Below are 15,485 nucleotides of genomic sequence, written 5' to 3' on the forward strand. Positions count from 1 at the left end.
CTGGCCCATCATGAGGACCTTTCCGCAACGGCCATACCGCTGCAATCCGGTGTCCGCTAAACCGGGGCAAGCCCAAGGTGCACCATCTCGACGATTGGGCCGCCGGCGGCAGGACCGACGCGGACAACCTCACCTTCGCCTGCTGGCCACACCACAAGCTCGCCGAAAAGGGCTGGCGGACACGGAAAACTACCCGTGGCCGCACCGAGTGGAGACCGCCGCCGCAGTTAGACCGCGGTGCGCGGAGCAATGACTTTCACCATCCCGAACGGCTATTTCTTGAACCGCCCGGCGAATCCGCGCAGGGGTAGGTCGGCGCTGGTGATGAGTCCCGGCGGCGCCGCGACCACCGACTTGATCGAGGCGAGCGCGGGCATGCCGGTGACCGTCATGCCGATGGAGGCGAAGTTGTCCGGGTTGGACAGGTCGACGCCGGGCTTGGGGAAGATCATGTGCTTGTTGTAGATGCAGGGGTCGCCCTGGATCTGAGTGATGTAGCAGCCCTTGATGTTCCAGCTGGGGTCGGTGTGCGGGGTCATCTGCCATTCCAGGTGCGTCTCGACCCGCGGCACGCCGTCGACCATGCCCTGGTACTTGATGTAGTTGCCGCCCAGCGAGCCCTTGGGCAGGGTGTACCAGCCCAGGTCGACGTCCTTGGTGCACGCGCCCAGCTCGTAGCTGAACGTGACCTCGTCGAGGCGCAGGTCGAAGCAGTCGGCCATCATGTAGACGCTGTCGGCGAAGACTCGGGTGTATTTCTCGAGTTTCGAGGGGATTTCGGGGTCGTCGACGGGCTGACCGTACCCCACCTCGATCCAGGTGTCCTTGGAGTGGTGGCACGACACGTCGACCGATTCGATGGTGGTGACGTTCTCGATGTCGGCGACGTCGGCAGAGCACACCACGCCCAGGATCTGGTTCAGGCCGGGATTCATCCCGGTGCCGTAGAACGTCGCGCCGCCCTTCTCGCACGCATCGGCCAACAGCTGGCTGACCGGCTTGCCCGAAGGGTGCGGGTGGTTCTTGTCGCGGTGCCAGCCGGTGATCCAGTCCGCGGTGGTGACGATGTTGATGCCCGCCTCGAGCACCTCGACGTACAGGTCCTCGTCGGGGAACACCCCGTGGAACGTCAGCACGTCCGGCTTGGCGGCGATGATCTCCTCGATCGTCCCGGTGAACGCCACCCCGTTGGGCGCCAGGCCGGCGAACTCGCCGGTGTCCTTGCCGACCTTCTCCGGCGAATAACAGTGCACGCCAACGAGTTCGATGTCCGGCTGGGTGGCGATCCGCTTGATCATCTCGGTGCCGACGTTTCCGCTTCCGACCTGAAAGACGCGAACCGGTGCTGTACTCATTGCCTTGAGCCTTCCTGCGATGTGAGCGCCTCGGGGTAGAACTGCTTGGCCCACTTGCGAATTGCGGTGAAGCCTTCGTACTCGTCGGGGGCCAGGGCCGGCGGATCCGAATAGCGCTGGTGCTGCCAGATCTCGATGTCCTGCTCGAACTGGCGGATGACTTCGCGCCCGAATTCGTCCGCCTTGGCTCGAGCCTTTTCGAGGCCCGCTACGGGGTCTTTGTGTGGCACGCGGCCGATGTACACCATGAAGCGCACATCGGAGGTGAACTCGTCGATCGGCGTGATCGCCGAGATGGTGCGGTTGTCGATCATGCCCCAGCTCTTGGTCACCGCGAGGCCCAGGCCGCCGTTGATGGCCTGCACGCCGCTGTTGACGTCCTCGATCTTCTGGCCGTCGTCGCCTTCGAAGGTGATGGTGAAGTCGACGTAGGACACCGGCTCGGCGAAGTCGTGGCGGGTGAACAGCGGCACGATCGGGGTGTTGTGCACGAACTTGAAGTGCGCGAAGTCCACCCCGTTTTCGAGGACGTACTGCGGGTGCAGTTCCAGGCCCGGCCGGTACAGCCGCTGCTGCGGGTAGTAGTCGTCGGCGCTGCTGCCGTCATCGAACGCGGCGAACACGTCCGGAGCGTCGAAGTAGGGTTCGCGGCGGTCCAGGTCGTGCCAGATGTAGACCGACGCGTTGCGCTCGACCACCGGGTAGGTGCGGATGCGCCGGCCACGGTTGGGTCGGTCCTGGTACGGGATGCAGACGTTGCGGCCTTCCTGGCTCCACTGCCACCCGTGGAACGGGCACTGCAGCACCTCGCCGACGACCTTGCCGCCGTACCCCAGGTGCGCGCCCAGGTGCTCGCAATAGGCGTTCATCACGGTCAGCTCGCCGGATTCGGCGCGCCAGGCGACCAGTTCCTGGTCGAAGTACTTCATCTTGTGCACGTCGCCGACGCCGATCTCGTCGGACCAGGCGACCTGGAACCAGCCGGTCGGTTTCATCGACAACGGTGGCTTAGCCATCGAGCCCTGCCATGTGAGCTGCCCTCCCTCGCGTAGGAATGATAGGCCGCGACGCGGAGAAATCAAAGTACCCTCTATGAAACTCTTCGTTCGAACCGGCGCCGGTGGATAAGATCGGCGAATGACCCGTCAGAGCAGCGCGGCCGGCGTCGCGGGCCGGCGCCCGAACCGGCGGGGCCACGCGACTCGCGAAAGCATGCTCGAGGCGGCGTTGCGCTCGCTGGCCTCCGGCGAACCGGGCTCGGTATCGGCCAACCGGATTGCCAAGGACATCGGCGCCACCTGGGGCGCGGTGCAGTACCAGTTCGGTGACACCGATGGGTTCTGGGCGGCGGTGCTGCACCGCACCGCCGAACGGCGCGCCGCGACGTTCTCCACCCTGTCGACGCCCGTCTCGCCGGACGCGCCGCTGCGCGAGCGGGTCGGCGCGATCATCGACACCCTCTACCGCGGCCTGGCGTCCCCGGATTCGCGGGCGATCGAAAACCTGCGGGCCGCACTGCCGCGCGATCCCGACGAGCTCGAGCGGCTCTACCCGCGCACGGCGGCCGAGCTGTTCTCCTGGGGCAAAAGCTGGCTGGAGACCTGCCAGCACGCGTTCGCGGGCCTGGCCGTCGATCCGGACCGGGTCCGCGAGGTCGCGGCCCTGATCCCCGGCGCGATGCGCGGCCTGGTGTCGGAGCGCCAGCTGGGTTCCTACGCCGACCTGGACATGGCGCGCCGCGGCCTGATTAACGCCCTGGCCGCCTACCTCGAGCCGTAATGGCCTCAATGCCCGACATCACGATCCGCGAGGCGACGCCAACCGATTTCGCCGAGGTGGCCGCGATGCACTATCGGGTCTGGCGGCAGTCCTGGTCCGGCGTGCTGCCCGCGGAAGTGCTCGACGTGCTCACGTCGCCGAGACGCTGGGCCGTGCTGCTCTACCCCCGAGACCTCAGCCGTCCCGGCTGGCGGATGTGGGTCGCCGAGGCCGGCGGGCAGTTGATCGGCATGACGATCTTCGGGCCGGACCCCGACGACCCCGAGCGGCTCGAACTCGATGCGCTCTACATCTCGCAGGCGAGCCAACGCCACGGCGTGGGCGCCATGCTGCTCGCCAAGGCGCTGAACGCCGACCCGCGCGGTGACGTCGTGTTGTGGTGCGCGGAGGCCAATGGCGTGGCGCGGCGCTTCTACGAGAAGAACGACTTTCACCTCGACGGGCGCACCCTGGACTGGGAGCCGGCGCCCGGCGTCAAGGTGCCCCACCTGGGCTACCGCCTCAGGCGTCGATGACGACTCGCCCGCCGTCGGCGCGCGAGACACACACCAGCATGCCGTCGTCCCCCGGCGTGGCGCGGCCGCGGTGATCCACTTGTCCGGCAAGCACTTTGACCCGGCACGTCCCGCAGAATCCCTGGCGGCACGAGTAGGGGGTGGTCGGGTCCCGATCGAGCATGACCTCGAGTGCGGTCCGATTCGCCGGCACCGCAAGCACCTGCCGTGATCGCGCGAGCTCCAATTCGAACGGCACCCCGTCGACGACGGGCGCCGGGCTGAACCGCTCGTAATGCAGTGGCGCACCGGCATGCTCGTTGCGGGCGATCCGGACGGCCTCGAGCATCGAGCTCGGCCCGCATACGTAGACGGCGGTCGCCGGTCCCGCCCCGTTTAGCAGTTCCGCCACGGTGGCGAAGCGGCCGCGCTCGTCGTCGGCCCACACCGTGACCCGGTCCGGCCCGAGCGACACGACCTCGTCGAGCAGCGGCATGTATTCGCGGCTGCGACCGGTATAGATTGCGCGCCAATCGATTCCGCGCTGTTCGGCCACCTGGATCATCGGCAGGATGGGCGTCACCCCGATGCCGCCGATGACGAACAGCACCTCGCGCTCGGCGGTGCCGAGGTAGAACGCGTTGCGCGGACCCTCGAACGCCAGGGAGTCGCCCACGCCGAACGCCTCATGCATTTCGATGGATCCGCCTCCGCCGTCGGCGATCCGGCGAACGGCGATGCGGTAGTCGGTGCGCCGCCCGGGCGCACCGCACAGCGAGTACTGCCGCCGCCGGCCCGAGGGCAACAGGACGTCGATGTGGCCGCCGGGCGTCCAGGACGGAAGCAGCCCGCCGTCGGGGTCGGCCAGAGTCAGCGCGACGACGTCCGGGGCGACGAGCTCGCGCTTGGTCACCACCGCGGTCAGCTTGCGCTGCACCGGCTTCACCCGCTCCGGCGACCATCGTGACACCGTCGCGAAGCCCTCGAATACCGCCCGCACGCCCCACAGCAGCGACCCGAAGCGGTCGTGGTCGCGCCGCCCGTACAGGTCGGGAGGCCTGCTGGCCCAAATGCTTTCCGGCACCGAATCCGCCCCCTACTTCTGCCGAATGTCCAGGCGCGCGAATAGCCGGATGGCCCCCGGGCTGATCCGCCGCATCGCATAACCGATTCGCGACTCGGCGGCGATCGGCAACACGGCCGGACCGGTCTTGACGGCCTTGACGATCGCCTTGGCGGTGGCTTCGGGGGTGAAGTTGCGGTGCCGGTAGGCGGCGTCAGCCTTGCCCCGCGCCCGCTCCTGCTGGTCCGCACTCATCCCGGCGTAGATCGTGTTCTTCGCGATGTTGGTGTTGACGAATCCCGGGCACACCGCCGTGACGCCGATGCCCTCGTCGGCGAAGTCGGCGCGCAGCGATTCGCTGAGCGCCAGCACCGCCGCCTTGGTGGTGCTGTAGGCGACCATGGATTTCGACGGCAGATACGCCGACGCCGACGCCACGTTGATGATCGTTCCGCCCTCGCCGCGCTCGACCATCTGCGCCCCGAACGCCCTGCTGCCCGAGATGACGCCGCCGACGTTGACGCCCATGATGTTTTCCCAGTTCGCCGAGCTCGTCTCCAGGAACCGGCCCGCCATCCCGATGCCGGCGTTGTTCACCAAGATGTCGACCACGCCGTGCTCGTTACGCACCTGCGCGGCAAGCTCATTCATGGCGGCCTCGTCGCTGACGTCGACCTGGTAGGCCGCGGCCTCGGCGCACGCGGCGCGCACGGCGTCGGCGGTTTCCTTGGCCGCGGCCAGGTCACGATCGACGAGCACGATCTTGCGGGCGCCGTGCCGGGCCAGCTCCACCGCGGTGGCGCGGCCGATTCCGGCTCCGGCGCCGGTGACCAGGGCGAGTTTTCCGCGCACCTCGCGGCGCTCGCCGCGCACCTCGGCCGCCCCGGCGGGGGGCGTGCCGGCGGCGTTGCGGTCGACCCACTCGGCGGTCAGCCGGGCGATGACGTCCGGACGCGACGTCACCACCCAGTGGCCGCCCTCGATCTCGATCACCCTGCCGCCGTTGGGGATTGCGCCGGTGAACCGTTGCAGGGCAGGCGTGACGAAGACGTCGCGGCGTGGCACCAGGGTCTGCACGGCGACCGTGGTCTCGGGGAGTTGGCGTCCCGGCGCCAGCATCGGGGCGGGCATGTTCTGCCGGTACAGGTTGAGCCCGTGCACATAGTCGGTGACCGAGCGCAGGGTGTCGTGGCGCTGGCTGCGCGTGCTCGACCGGCCAATACGCTCAAGCGCCTCAACGACTTTCACGCCCACGCGGGAGCGAAACGACAGTTCCGGCACGCCCGGGCACAAGAAGAAACCGATGTAGCCCGATGAGATCAGTTGCCGGATGACCTGCGCCACGGCCCTCGGCGTGCGTGCGGACCGCAGAAACGCGCCGGCGTAGTTCAGGTGCGGGCCCGAGATCGAGGTGAAGGACGCGACCTTGTCCATCACCGAGTCGTCGGTGACCGCCGCCCAGGCCTGAATCGAACCCCAGTCGTGGGCCAGCAGGTGCACCCGCCCGACGCCCAGGCTGTCGATCACCGCACCGATGTCGGAGACCAGCTGCGTGAAGAGGTATCCGGATCTCTTTGCGGGACAGGTGGATTCACCGGCCCCGCGCACGTCGTAGGCCACGACGTTGTAGGGCTTGCCCGCCAGCTCGTGGGCGACGCCGTCCCAGACGTGGTGGTTATCCGGAAAGCCGTGAATTGCCAAGATGGTTGGGCGAGCCGGGTCGATGTCGGTGTAGCGGTGCACGGCCAGCGTGACGCCGTCGCTGGCGGTGATGGTCGACGTGACGGTCATCAGTGCGAGGCGCGGGCGGCGGGTGAGATGGCGAGGTAGTCGACGGCGCGTTCCAGCCCGCCGAGCTGCGAGGGGTGAAAGCCCGGCCGGTAGTAATTGCCGATCGCCCGGATGAAGCGCAGCGGCCCGGGGACCAGGCCGCGGCGCGCGGCGGAGAAGTAGTCGCGCCAGCGCGGCTTGGTGCGCGGCGGCAGCTGGGGATCCAACGAGTACATGAACCGCACGCCGCGGATCCACAACAGCAGCATGGCGGGCGTCACCACGAGCTGGGCGCGCACCTGCCGCCAGTAGCCGGCCTGCAGATGCTTCATGGTGTCGAAGGCCACCGCCTTGTGCTCGACCTCTTCGGCGCCGTGCCAGCGCAGCATGTCCAGCATCACCGGATCGGTGCCGATCTTGTCGTGAGCCGGCGAGTCGAGAATCCACTCCCCGAGAATGGCGGTGTAGTGCTCGATCGCCGAGACGATCGAAACCTGCTCGAGTAGCCAGCCCTGCTGGCGGCGCCGGCTCCAATCGGGCCGGGGCCCGAGCAGCTTGTCGAACAGCCACTTGATCTGTCCGGTGTAAGGGGTCAGGTCTATGTCGCGCGCGGCGAAGTGGGCGAGCACGTTCGCGTGCGCCTGCGAATGGACGGCCTCCTGGCCGATGAAGCCCTGGACATCCAGGCGAAGCTGGTCGTCCCTGATCAGCGGCAGCGTCTGCTTGAACACCTCGACGAAGAACTCTTCGCCGGCGGGCAGCAGCAGGTGCAGCACGTTGAGGACGTGGGTGGCGAACGGCTCGCCGGGCACGTAGTGGAACGGCAGCTGCGTCCAGTCGAAGTCCACATCGCGGGCCTCGAGCACCAGTCGCTCGTGGTCCAGCGAGGCGTCGTGCGGACCCGCTGCCTGGTTGTCGACGGTCAGCATCATGCCCCCTACCTCAGCGTTTCGCCCTCGATCACGGTGTTGCGGTGGGCGTCGCGCGTCCCAAGTAGTCGCGCGTCCCAAGTATAGGTACGCCGCCCAGATATGCGAAACCGCCGGTACTGGGTTCTTGCGCGATGGGTTCCTGCGCGATTGGCGTCAGCCGGCGGCGACGTGCCTGCGCAGGTCGTACTCGCCCAGCTCGGGGTTCGCCAGCATCCGCCGGTGCTGGGCGGGCGTGAGGGGCCACACCTCGGGCACGCCGTCCTTGTTGAGGTACCAGCTGTTACAGCCGGTGGTCCATACGGTGTCCGGCATCGCGGCGCGCAGCGTCGCGTTGAACCGCTCGGTCGCCGCGGCCGTCGGCTCGATCGTGTCGAACTCGTGGCGGCGCCAGCGCTCGATCCAGCCCACGATGTGGTCGGCCTGCGATTCGGCCACCGTCGTCAGCGCCAGGTTTCCCACCGGGCTGTGCGGCCCCAGCATCATGAAGAAGTTGGGGAAGCCGGACAGCGCGACGGTTTGGTAAGCCCGGGGCCCGTCACGCCAGACGTCGTTGGCGCGGACGCCGTCGCGGCCGATCAGCTCCATCGGGCGGAAGAACGCGTGCGTGTCGAATCCGGTGGCGAGCACGATGATGTCCAGCTCGTGCAGGACGCCGTCGGCGGTGACGATGCCGCGCCGCTCCACATGGTCGATGCTCGCCGTCACCAGGTCGACGTCGTCGCGCTGCATCGCCCGGTAGAAACCGTTCGACATCACCAGCCGTTTGCAAGCCGGCGTGTAGTCGGGGGTCAGGGACCGCCGCAGCTCGGGATCGCGGATCTCCCAGAGGCTGGCGCGACACAGCGCCGCCATGATCTTCCGGCGCAGGCCCGGCTTGGTCAGCCCGACCGCGAAGTAGTCGTATCCGAGGCTGTAGATGCGATACGCCAAGCCGTCCAGCCACGGCATCTTGCGCCGCGTGACTCCGGTGAAGCCGCGGTAGCGCGGATTCGCCAGGCGCAGCACCCATTGCGCGGTGCGCTGGAACAGCGTGATGTGACCGGCCACTCCGGCCAGACCGCACACCAGCTGCACGCCCGTCGACCCGTTGCCCACGACGGCGACGCGCCGCCCCCGCACGTCGACGCCGTGATCCCAGCGCGCCGAGTGAAAGACGTTGCCGCCGAAGTCATCCAGGCCCGGGATCGACGGCAGCCGCGGGTGATGCAGCACGCCGGTGGCCGAGATCAGGAAGTCGGCCTTGAATTCCTGGCCGGCTTCCTCCCCGGCAGCGGTGCGCAGCACCCAACGGCCGTCCTCGAAACGCGCGTGGACGATCTCGGTGCCGAAGCGGATCCGGTCGCGCAGCGCGTAGCGGTCGGCGATGTCCCGGAAATAGGCCTGGATTTCGCCGCCGGGTGAGAACAGGTGCGACCAGTCGGGATTCCTGGCGAAGCTGTACTGGTAGATGCGCGACGGGATGTCGCAGACCAGGCCGGGGTAGGTGTTGTCCCGCCAGGTGCCGCCCACCTCGTCGGCCTTCTCGTACACGGTCACATCGCTGATACCGCTGCGCAGCAAGGCAATTGCGACGCAGAGCCCCGACATGCCGGCTCCAATGACGGCTACGGCGGGATCACGTCGCGTCATCGGAACTCCCGGGTTCTTCGACTACTTGTCCGGCTACTCGGTCTCGGCGCGCTGCTTGAGGCGCTGCAGTGTGAGCCGGATGTGCTCGGTGTTGGCGGTCGCCCGGTCGCTGACACCGGTGGCCTTGCCGGCGACCTTGCGGAACCAGCCGGGCCTCCGGTCCCAGGTGCTCTCGGTGACCTCGCACCCGCCGTCGGCCGCGGCGATGTCGTACTGCCAGCGGGCTACCGGAATCATGGTGTGGCTCACGTCGAACGCGAAGCGACGGCCCGGTTCGGCGTCGGTGATCGTGCACTTGGTGCTCCAGCGCCGGCTGCCGCTCCGGTTGTGGCCGGTGAACACCGCGCCCGGGCTCACCGCGTCGCCCTTGCGCCATTCCATGGCCACCGCCTCCTCGGCCAGCTCGGCCAGCGTGGGCAGGTCGGTGATGAGCCGGTACACCACGTCGGGCCGGGCGTCGATCTGCACGGTGGCCTGCACGCACGGGTCGGTCATCCGCCGATCATAGCCAGCAAACACCGAGCTTTTGCGGCCCCCGCGAACTTTCTTCACACTTGAAGGCGAACCGGCAATCAAGGGGCGATCATGCGAGTCGGCGTACCGACCGAGACCAAGACCAACGAGTTCCGGGTTGCCATCACCCCGGCCGGCGTCGCCGAGCTGACCCGCCGCGGCCATGACGTGTTCGTCCAGGCCGGCGCCGGGGAGGGGTCGGCGATCACCGATTCGGAGTTCAAGGCTGCGGGCGCCCAGCTGGCCGATACCGCCGACCAGGTCTGGGCCGACGCGGACCTGCTGCTCAAGGTCAAAGAACCGGTGCCCTCCGAGTACGACCTGTTGCGGCGCAACCAGATCCTGTTCACCTATCTGCATCTGGCCGCCTCGCGCGCGTGCACCGAGGCGCTGCTGTCGTCCGGGACGACGTCGATCGCCTACGAAACGGTCCAGAGCGCCGACGGCACCCTGCCGTTGCTGGCCCCGATGAGTGAGGTCGCCGGCCGGCTGTCCGCTCAGGTGGGTGCCTATCACCTGATGCGCACCCACGGTGGGCGCGGCGTGTTGATGGGCGGGGTGCCGGGCGTCAAGCCCGCCGACGTCGTGGTGGTGGGCGCGGGGACGGCCGGCTACAACGCGGCGCGGGTCGCCAATGGCATGGGGGCGTCGGTCACGGTGCTCGACGTCAACATCAACAAGCTGCGGCTGCTCGACGCGGAGTTCGGCGGCCAGGTCCGCACCCGCTACTCGTCGGCCTACGACCTGGAGGGCACCGTCAAGCGCGCCGACCTGGTGATCGGCGCGGTGCTGCTGCCCGGCGCGAAGGCGCCCAACCTGGTTTCGAATTCCCTTGTCTCGCAGATGAAATCGGGCGCTGTGCTGGTGGACATCTCCATCGACCAGGGCGGTTGCTTCGAGGACTCGCGGCCCACCACGCATGACGACCCCACCTTCGCGGTGCACGACACCGTGTTCTACTGCGTGGCGAACATGCCCAGCGCGGTGCCCAAGACGTCGACGGTGGCGCTGACCAACGCGACCATGCCGTACGTGCTCGCGCTGGCCGATCGCGGCTGGCGGGCGGCGTGCCGCTCGGATCACGCTCTGGCCAAAGGCCTTTCGACGCACGACGGCGGGCTGCTGTCCGAGCAGGTGGCCACCGACCTCGGCCTGCCGTTCACCGACCCGGCCGGGGTACTGGGCTGACGGATGCGCGGCTAACCGGTGGCGGCGAGATTGGCGATGATGTCGGCCGCGGGGCCGGCGCACGCGTTCTTGAACGACGTCCCGGCCCACAGCGGCATGCCGTTGGGATCTTCGATGGCGGCGGCGGCTTCCCGGATCGGTGAGGTCATCTGGTTGACCTCGGGGTAGCCCAGCGGCGCGACGTGGTCGAGCATCCGGGTGAAGTCGTTCTCCAGACCCCGCGCGTAGCGGCCCGAGAACGCCCGCGTCACAACGGTGGTGGCGAACAGCGGGTTCTTCAGCGCGACGCGGTGCGCGGAATTGGTGCCCGCCTCGTCGGCCAGCAACAGTGCGGTGCCGACCTGGGCCGCCACCGCTCCCCTGCGCAGCGCGGCCCCGACCTCGTCGGCGGTGCCCAGCCCGCCCGCCGCGATGATCGGGATGTCGTGGGCGTGGCGGATGCGGTCGATGAGCTGGTGCAGCGACTCGTTGGCGGGTTCCATGTCCGGCGCGAAGGTGCCGCGGTGCCCACCGGCGGCGGGCCCCTGCACCACCAGGCTGTCGGCGCCGGCCGCGACCGCGATCCCCGCTTCGTAGGCCGAGGTGACGGTGACCATCACCAGCAGGCCCAGCGCGCCCAGCCTCCGGATCACGTCGGGCGGCGGCACCCCGAAGGTGAAGGACACCAGCTCGGGCCGCACGTCGGCCACCACCTCGAGCTTCTGCTCCCACTCGTCGTCGTCGCCGTGCTGCGGGTGACCGACCTCGACCTGGTAATGCTCGGCGATCTCTTCGAGTTCGGCGGCGTAGTAGTGCAGGGCCACCCAGTCCGCGACGCTGGGTTGGGGCACAAACAAGTTCACGCCGAGCGGGCCGGTGGTGGCCTTGCGGGCCGCGACGATGTCGTCGGCGAACTGCTCGGCGCTGCGGTGCCCGCCGGGGACGAAACCGAGCCCACCCGCATTGGACACCGCCGCGGCCAACGCGGGAGTCCCGGGCCCGCCGGCCATGGGTGCGCCCACGATGGGCACCATGATGTCCCAAAAGCCCAGTACCATTCGGCTAATCCGGCGACGGCGAGCGCCAGCACGGCGCGAGTGAGGAGTCGGACATTGAGCTACCGTACCATCGCCCGAAGTTGTTGGGGCAGTGACCGTTTGGCGGCATAGGGACCCAGAACCGCGGCGCCGTAGCGCTGCCCGAGCAACCGGTGCGCCACGGCGTTGACCTCGTCGACGGTCACCTCATCGATCTGCTGCAGGGTGTGCTCGATGCTGCGGTGCATGCCGTAGTTGAGCTCGCTGCGGCCCAGCCGGCTCATCCGGGAGCTGGAATCCTCCAGCCCGAGCACCAGACCGCCCCGCAACGATCCCTTGGCGATGCGGCATTCCGATTCGGTGATGCCGTCGCGCGCCACCGACTCGAGCACGCCGCTGGTCACCGCCATCACCTCGGCGAAGCGTTCGGGCTGACAGGCGGCGTACACGGACAGCGCCCCGCTGTCGGCGAAGACGTCCACCGTCGAGTACACGGAGTAGGCCAGCCCGCGCAGCTCCCGAACCTGTTGGAACAACCGGGAGCTCAGGCCGCCACCCAGCGCGGTGTTGAGCACCGACAGGGCCCAGCGATGCTCCCAGCCGCGCCCGGGCGTGCGGACACCCACCGACACGTGCGCCTGCTCGGCGTCCCGGGTGCCCAGCAGCAGACCGGGCCGGCCGCTGACCCGTCCGGCGCCCTTGCGCGGCGCGATCGGCTCGCGGCCGCGGACCAGATGCGGCCCGAAGTGCTGGCGCACCAACGCGACCACCTCGTCGTGGTCGACGTTGCCGGCCACCGCCACCACCATCCGCTCGGGCGTGTAGCGCCGGACATGAAAAGAGTGCAGCTGGTTGCGCGTCATCGACGTCACCGACCGCGCGGTGCCGATGACCGGGCGGCCCACCGGATGGTCACCGAACAGCGCGCTCAGGAACATGTCGCCGAGTGCGTCCTCGGGGTCGTCGTCGCGCATCGCGATCTCTTCGAGCACCACGTCGCGTTCCAGCTCGACGTCGTTGGCCGCGCAGCACCCGTTGAGCACCACGTCGGCGACCAGGTCGACGGCCAGCGCCAGATCGCTGTCGAGCACGTGCGCGTAATAGCAGGTGTGCTCTTTCGCGGTGAACGCGTTCAGCTCTCCGCCGACGGCGTCCATCGCCTGCGCGATGTCCACCGCCGTGCGGCTGGGCGTCGACTTGAACAGCAGGTGCTCGAGGAAGTGCGCGGCGCCGGCCACGGTGGCACCCTCGTCGCGCGAGCCGACCCCCACCCACACCCCGACCGAGGCGGAACGGACCGCGGGCAGGTACTCGGTGACCACCCGCAAGCCGCCCGGGAGCGTGGTGCGCCGCAGCGCGGCCTGGGTGGCCGATTCCTCCTCAGCGACCTTGCTCCGGCGCAGCGCGCCGGCCCGACCGGGACGCGTCCCGGTCGACGAGTCAGCTGCTCGCCGTCGCGGCATCGGCTGGAGTGGCCGCCGGAGCATCGGCGGGGGCCGAGTTGTCTTCCTCCACCAGAACCAGCGAGATCTTGCCCCGCTTGTCGATGTCGGCGATCTCGACGCGCAGCTTGTCGCCGACGTTCACCACGTCCTCGACCTTCGCGATCCGCTTGCCCTTGCCGAGCTTGGAGATGTGCACCAGGCCGTCACGGCCGGGCAGCAGCGACACGAACGCACCGAAATCCGTTGTCTTGACCACGGTTCCGAGGAACCGCTCGCCGACGGTCGGCAGCTGCGGGTTGGCGATGGCGTTGATCCGGTCGATCGCGGCCTGCGCCGAGGGCCCGTCGGTGGCGCCGACGAACACGGTGCCGTCGTCCTCGATGGAGATCTGCGCGCCGGTCTCCTCGGTGATCGCGTTGATGACCTTGCCCTTGGGCCCGATCACCTCACCGATCTTGTCCACCGGGACCTTGATGGTGGTGACCCGCGGCGCATACGGGCTCATCTCGTCGGGCGCGTCGATCGCCTCGGCCATGACCTCCAGGATGGTCAGCCGGGCGTCCTTGGCCTGCCCCAGCGCGCCCGCCAACACCTGCGACGGAATGCCGTCGAGCTTGGTGTCCAGCTGCAGAGCGGTGACGAAATCCTTGGTGCCGGCGCACTTGAAGTCCATGTCGCCGAACGCGTCCTCGGCGCCCAGGATGTCGGTCAGGGTGACGAAGCGGCGCTCCGTCTTGCCGTCCACCTCGACGTCATCGGAGACCAGGCCCATCGCGATGCCGGCCACCGGCGCCTTGAGCGGCACCCCGGCGTTCAGCAGCGACAGGGTGGACGCGCAGACCGAACCCATCGACGTCGAGCCGTTGGAGCCCAGCGCCTCGGACACCTGACGGATGGCGTACGGGAACTCCTCGACGCCGGGCAGCACCGGGATCAGGGCGCGCTCGGCGAGCGCGCCGTGCCCGATCTCGCGCCGCTTGGGCGAGCCCACGCGGCCGGTCTCGCCGGTGGAGAACGGCGGGAAGTTGTAGTGGTGCATGTAGCGCTTGGAGGTCTCCGGTCCCAGCGAGTCGATCTGCTGGGCCATCTTGACCATATCGAGCGTGGTGACGCCCAGGATCTGGGTCTCGCCGCGCTGGAACAGCGCGCTGCCGTGCGCCCGGGGCACCACGGCGACCTCGGCCGACAGCGCGCGGATGTCGGTGATGCCGCGGCCGTCGATGCGGAAGTGGTCGGTCAGGATGCGCTGGCGCACCAGCTTCTTGGTCAGCGACCGGTAGGCGGCGCTGACCTCCTTCTCGCGGCCCTCGTAGGTCGCAGAATCCCCAGTCAGCCGCGCCAGCACTTCCGCTTTCAGCTCGTCGGTGCGCGCGTCGCGCTCGGCCTTGCCGCCGATGGTCAGCGCCTTGGCCAGCTCGTCGGTGGCCACCGAGGCGACCGAGTAGTAGACGTCGTCCTGGTAGTCCGGGAACGTCGGGAACTCGCCGACCGGCTTGGCGGCGGTCCCGGCCAGCTCCTCCTGCGCCGTACACAGCGCGGCGATGAACGGCTTGGCGGCCTCGAGCCCTTCGGCCACAACGGTTTCCGTCGGCGCCTGGGCGCCGCCCTCGACGAGCTCGATGACCTTCTCGGTGGCCTCGGCCTCGACCATCATGATGGCGACGTCACCCTCGACCTTGCGGCCGGCGACGACCATGTCGAACACGGCGCGCTCGAGCTGCTCGACGGTCGGGAACGCCACCCACTGGCCGTCGATGAGCGCGACCCGCACGCCCCCGATCGGACCCGAGAACGGCAGACCGCTCAGCTGGGTGGAGGCCGACGCGGCGTTGATCGCCAGCACGTCGTACAGGTCGTTGGGGTCCAGGCTCATGACCGTGACCACGACCTGGATCTCGTTGCGCAGCCCGGAGACGAACGACGGGCGCAGCGGCCGGTCGATGAGCCGGCACGTCAGGATCGCGTCGGTGGAGGGGCGGCCCTCGCGACGGAAGAACGAACCGGGGATGCGACCGGCGGCATACATCCGCTCCTCGACATCGACCGTCAGCGGGAAGAAGTCGAAGTGCTCCTTGGGGCTCTTGCTGGCGGTGGTCGCCGACAACAGCATGTTCTCGTCGTCGAGGTACGCGACCACGGCGCCAGCTGCCTGCTGGGCCAACCGGCCGGTCTCGAAACGGATGGTGCGGGTGCCGAAGCTCCCGTTGTCGATGGTGGCGGTCGCTTCGAACACGCCCTCTTCAATTTCAGCGACAGACATAGACGTCCGTACGGCCTCTCTTGTATTCAGCTATTTCGCGT

The 15,485-nt window shown here is 68.7% G+C and carries 13 protein-coding genes and 1 pseudogene; 4 read left to right on the top strand and 10 right to left on the bottom strand.

The window, feature by feature from the left end:
• Window positions 1-74: 74 nt before the first annotated feature.
• A pseudogene (locus ACYQ8K_RS26320) lies at window positions 75-311 on the top strand (HNH endonuclease signature motif containing protein); the annotation flags it as partial.
• Here ACYQ8K_RS26320 and ACYQ8K_RS26325 read toward each other — a convergent pair.
• Entirely contained in the window at window positions 273-1,355 is a 1,083-nt protein-coding gene (locus ACYQ8K_RS26325; protein ID WP_459973707.1) for an NAD(P)H-dependent amine dehydrogenase family protein, read from the bottom strand. The pseudogene ACYQ8K_RS26320 and the gene ACYQ8K_RS26325 sit on opposite strands and share 39 nt — an antisense overlap.
• Entirely contained in the window at window positions 1,352-2,371 is a 1,020-nt protein-coding gene (locus ACYQ8K_RS26330) for a Rieske 2Fe-2S domain-containing protein (protein ID WP_459973709.1), read from the bottom strand. Before ACYQ8K_RS26330 ends, ACYQ8K_RS26325 begins: the two co-directional genes overlap by 4 nt.
• Window positions 2,372-2,492: 121 nt before the next feature.
• Here ACYQ8K_RS26330 and ACYQ8K_RS26335 point away from each other — a divergent pair, with 121 nt between their 5' ends.
• Both ACYQ8K_RS26335 and ACYQ8K_RS26340 read left to right on the top strand, forming a co-directional pair.
• Window positions 2,493-3,134 (top strand): TetR/AcrR family transcriptional regulator, encoded by a 642-nt coding sequence (locus ACYQ8K_RS26335; protein ID WP_459973711.1) that lies wholly within the window; start codon window positions 2,493-2,495, stop codon window positions 3,132-3,134.
• A gap of 8 nt (window positions 3,135-3,142) precedes the next feature.
• Window positions 3,143-3,649 carry an N-acetyltransferase family protein gene (locus tag ACYQ8K_RS26340; protein WP_459973713.1) on the top strand — a complete coding sequence of 169 codons (507 nt, stop codon included), beginning with the start codon at window positions 3,143-3,145 and terminating at the stop codon, window positions 3,647-3,649.
• On the opposite strand, the gene ACYQ8K_RS26345 is transcribed toward ACYQ8K_RS26340, so the two are convergent.
• The 5 genes from ACYQ8K_RS26345 to ACYQ8K_RS26365 form a co-directional block, all read right to left on the bottom strand.
• Entirely contained in the window at window positions 3,636-4,712 is a 1,077-nt protein-coding gene (locus ACYQ8K_RS26345) for a PDR/VanB family oxidoreductase (protein ID WP_459973714.1), read from the bottom strand. The genes ACYQ8K_RS26340 and ACYQ8K_RS26345 overlap by 14 nt on opposite strands.
• A 12-nt stretch (window positions 4,713-4,724) precedes the next feature.
• Window positions 4,725-6,482: an SDR family oxidoreductase gene (locus tag ACYQ8K_RS26350; protein ID WP_459973716.1), complete on the bottom strand. Its 1,758-nt coding sequence runs from the start codon at window positions 6,480-6,482 to the stop codon at window positions 4,725-4,727.
• Entirely contained in the window at window positions 6,482-7,393 is a 912-nt protein-coding gene (locus ACYQ8K_RS26355; RefSeq protein WP_459973718.1) for a metal-dependent hydrolase, read from the bottom strand. Before ACYQ8K_RS26355 ends, ACYQ8K_RS26350 begins: the two co-directional genes overlap by 1 nt.
• 153 nt (window positions 7,394-7,546) lie before the next feature.
• Window positions 7,547-9,022, bottom strand: coding sequence for a flavin-containing monooxygenase (locus ACYQ8K_RS26360; protein WP_459973720.1), 1,476 nt, complete (start codon window positions 9,020-9,022; stop codon window positions 7,547-7,549).
• 33 nt (window positions 9,023-9,055) lie between these two features.
• Window positions 9,056-9,517 (bottom strand): SRPBCC family protein, encoded by a 462-nt coding sequence (locus ACYQ8K_RS26365; RefSeq protein WP_459973722.1) that lies wholly within the window; start codon window positions 9,515-9,517, stop codon window positions 9,056-9,058.
• Window positions 9,518-9,607: 90 nt separating this feature from the next.
• Here ACYQ8K_RS26365 and ald point away from each other — a divergent pair, with 90 nt between their 5' ends.
• Window positions 9,608-10,723: an alanine dehydrogenase gene (ald, locus tag ACYQ8K_RS26370; protein ID WP_459973723.1), complete on the top strand. Its 1,116-nt coding sequence runs from the start codon at window positions 9,608-9,610 to the stop codon at window positions 10,721-10,723.
• 11 nt (window positions 10,724-10,734) lie between these two features.
• Here the strand turns inward: ald and ACYQ8K_RS26375 are convergent, their stop codons facing one another.
• From ACYQ8K_RS26375 to ACYQ8K_RS26385, 3 genes are read right to left on the bottom strand one after another with little or no spacing between them, the layout of a single operon-like run.
• Window positions 10,735-11,760, bottom strand: coding sequence for a nitronate monooxygenase (locus tag ACYQ8K_RS26375; protein WP_459973725.1), 1,026 nt, complete (start codon window positions 11,758-11,760; stop codon window positions 10,735-10,737).
• 59 nt (window positions 11,761-11,819) lie between these two features.
• Complete coding sequence (locus ACYQ8K_RS26380; RefSeq protein ID WP_459973727.1) at window positions 11,820-13,202, bottom strand: M16 family metallopeptidase; 1,383 nt, start codon at window positions 13,200-13,202, stop codon at window positions 11,820-11,822.
• Entirely contained in the window at window positions 13,180-15,444 is a 2,265-nt protein-coding gene (locus tag ACYQ8K_RS26385; protein WP_459973729.1) for a polyribonucleotide nucleotidyltransferase, read from the bottom strand. Before ACYQ8K_RS26385 ends, ACYQ8K_RS26380 begins: the two co-directional genes overlap by 23 nt.
• Window positions 15,445-15,485: the final 41 nt, after the last annotated feature.

The sequence above is a fragment of the Mycobacterium sp. MUNTM1 genome, from assembly GCF_054660795.1.

Excerpts from the sequence above, each read along its gene's own strand:
- ACYQ8K_RS26325 (WP_459973707.1), bottom strand. The coding sequence starts at position 1,355 with ATGAGTACAGCACCGGTTCGCGTCTTTCAGGTCGGAAGCGGAAACGTC.
- ACYQ8K_RS26330 (WP_459973709.1), bottom strand. The coding sequence starts at position 2,371 with ATGGCTAAGCCACCGTTGTCGATGAAACCGACCGGCTGGTTCCAGGTC.
- ACYQ8K_RS26335 (WP_459973711.1), top strand. The coding sequence starts at position 2,493 with ATGACCCGTCAGAGCAGCGCGGCCGGCGTCGCGGGCCGGCGCCCGAAC.
- ACYQ8K_RS26340 (WP_459973713.1), top strand. The coding sequence starts at position 3,143 with ATGCCCGACATCACGATCCGCGAGGCGACGCCAACCGATTTCGCCGAG.
- ACYQ8K_RS26350 (WP_459973716.1), bottom strand. The coding sequence starts at position 6,482 with ATGACCGTCACGTCGACCATCACCGCCAGCGACGGCGTCACGCTGGCC.
- ACYQ8K_RS26355 (WP_459973718.1), bottom strand. The coding sequence starts at position 7,393 with ATGATGCTGACCGTCGACAACCAGGCAGCGGGTCCGCACGACGCCTCG.
- ACYQ8K_RS26360 (WP_459973720.1), bottom strand. The coding sequence starts at position 9,022 with ATGACGCGACGTGATCCCGCCGTAGCCGTCATTGGAGCCGGCATGTCG.
- ACYQ8K_RS26365 (WP_459973722.1), bottom strand. The coding sequence starts at position 9,517 with ATGACCGACCCGTGCGTGCAGGCCACCGTGCAGATCGACGCCCGGCCC.
- ald (WP_459973723.1), top strand. The coding sequence starts at position 9,608 with ATGCGAGTCGGCGTACCGACCGAGACCAAGACCAACGAGTTCCGGGTT.
- ACYQ8K_RS26375 (WP_459973725.1), bottom strand. The coding sequence starts at position 11,760 with ATGGTACTGGGCTTTTGGGACATCATGGTGCCCATCGTGGGCGCACCC.
- ACYQ8K_RS26380 (WP_459973727.1), bottom strand. The coding sequence starts at position 13,202 with ATGCCGCGACGGCGAGCAGCTGACTCGTCGACCGGGACGCGTCCCGGT.
- ACYQ8K_RS26385 (WP_459973729.1), bottom strand. The coding sequence starts at position 15,444 with ATGTCTGTCGCTGAAATTGAAGAGGGCGTGTTCGAAGCGACCGCCACC.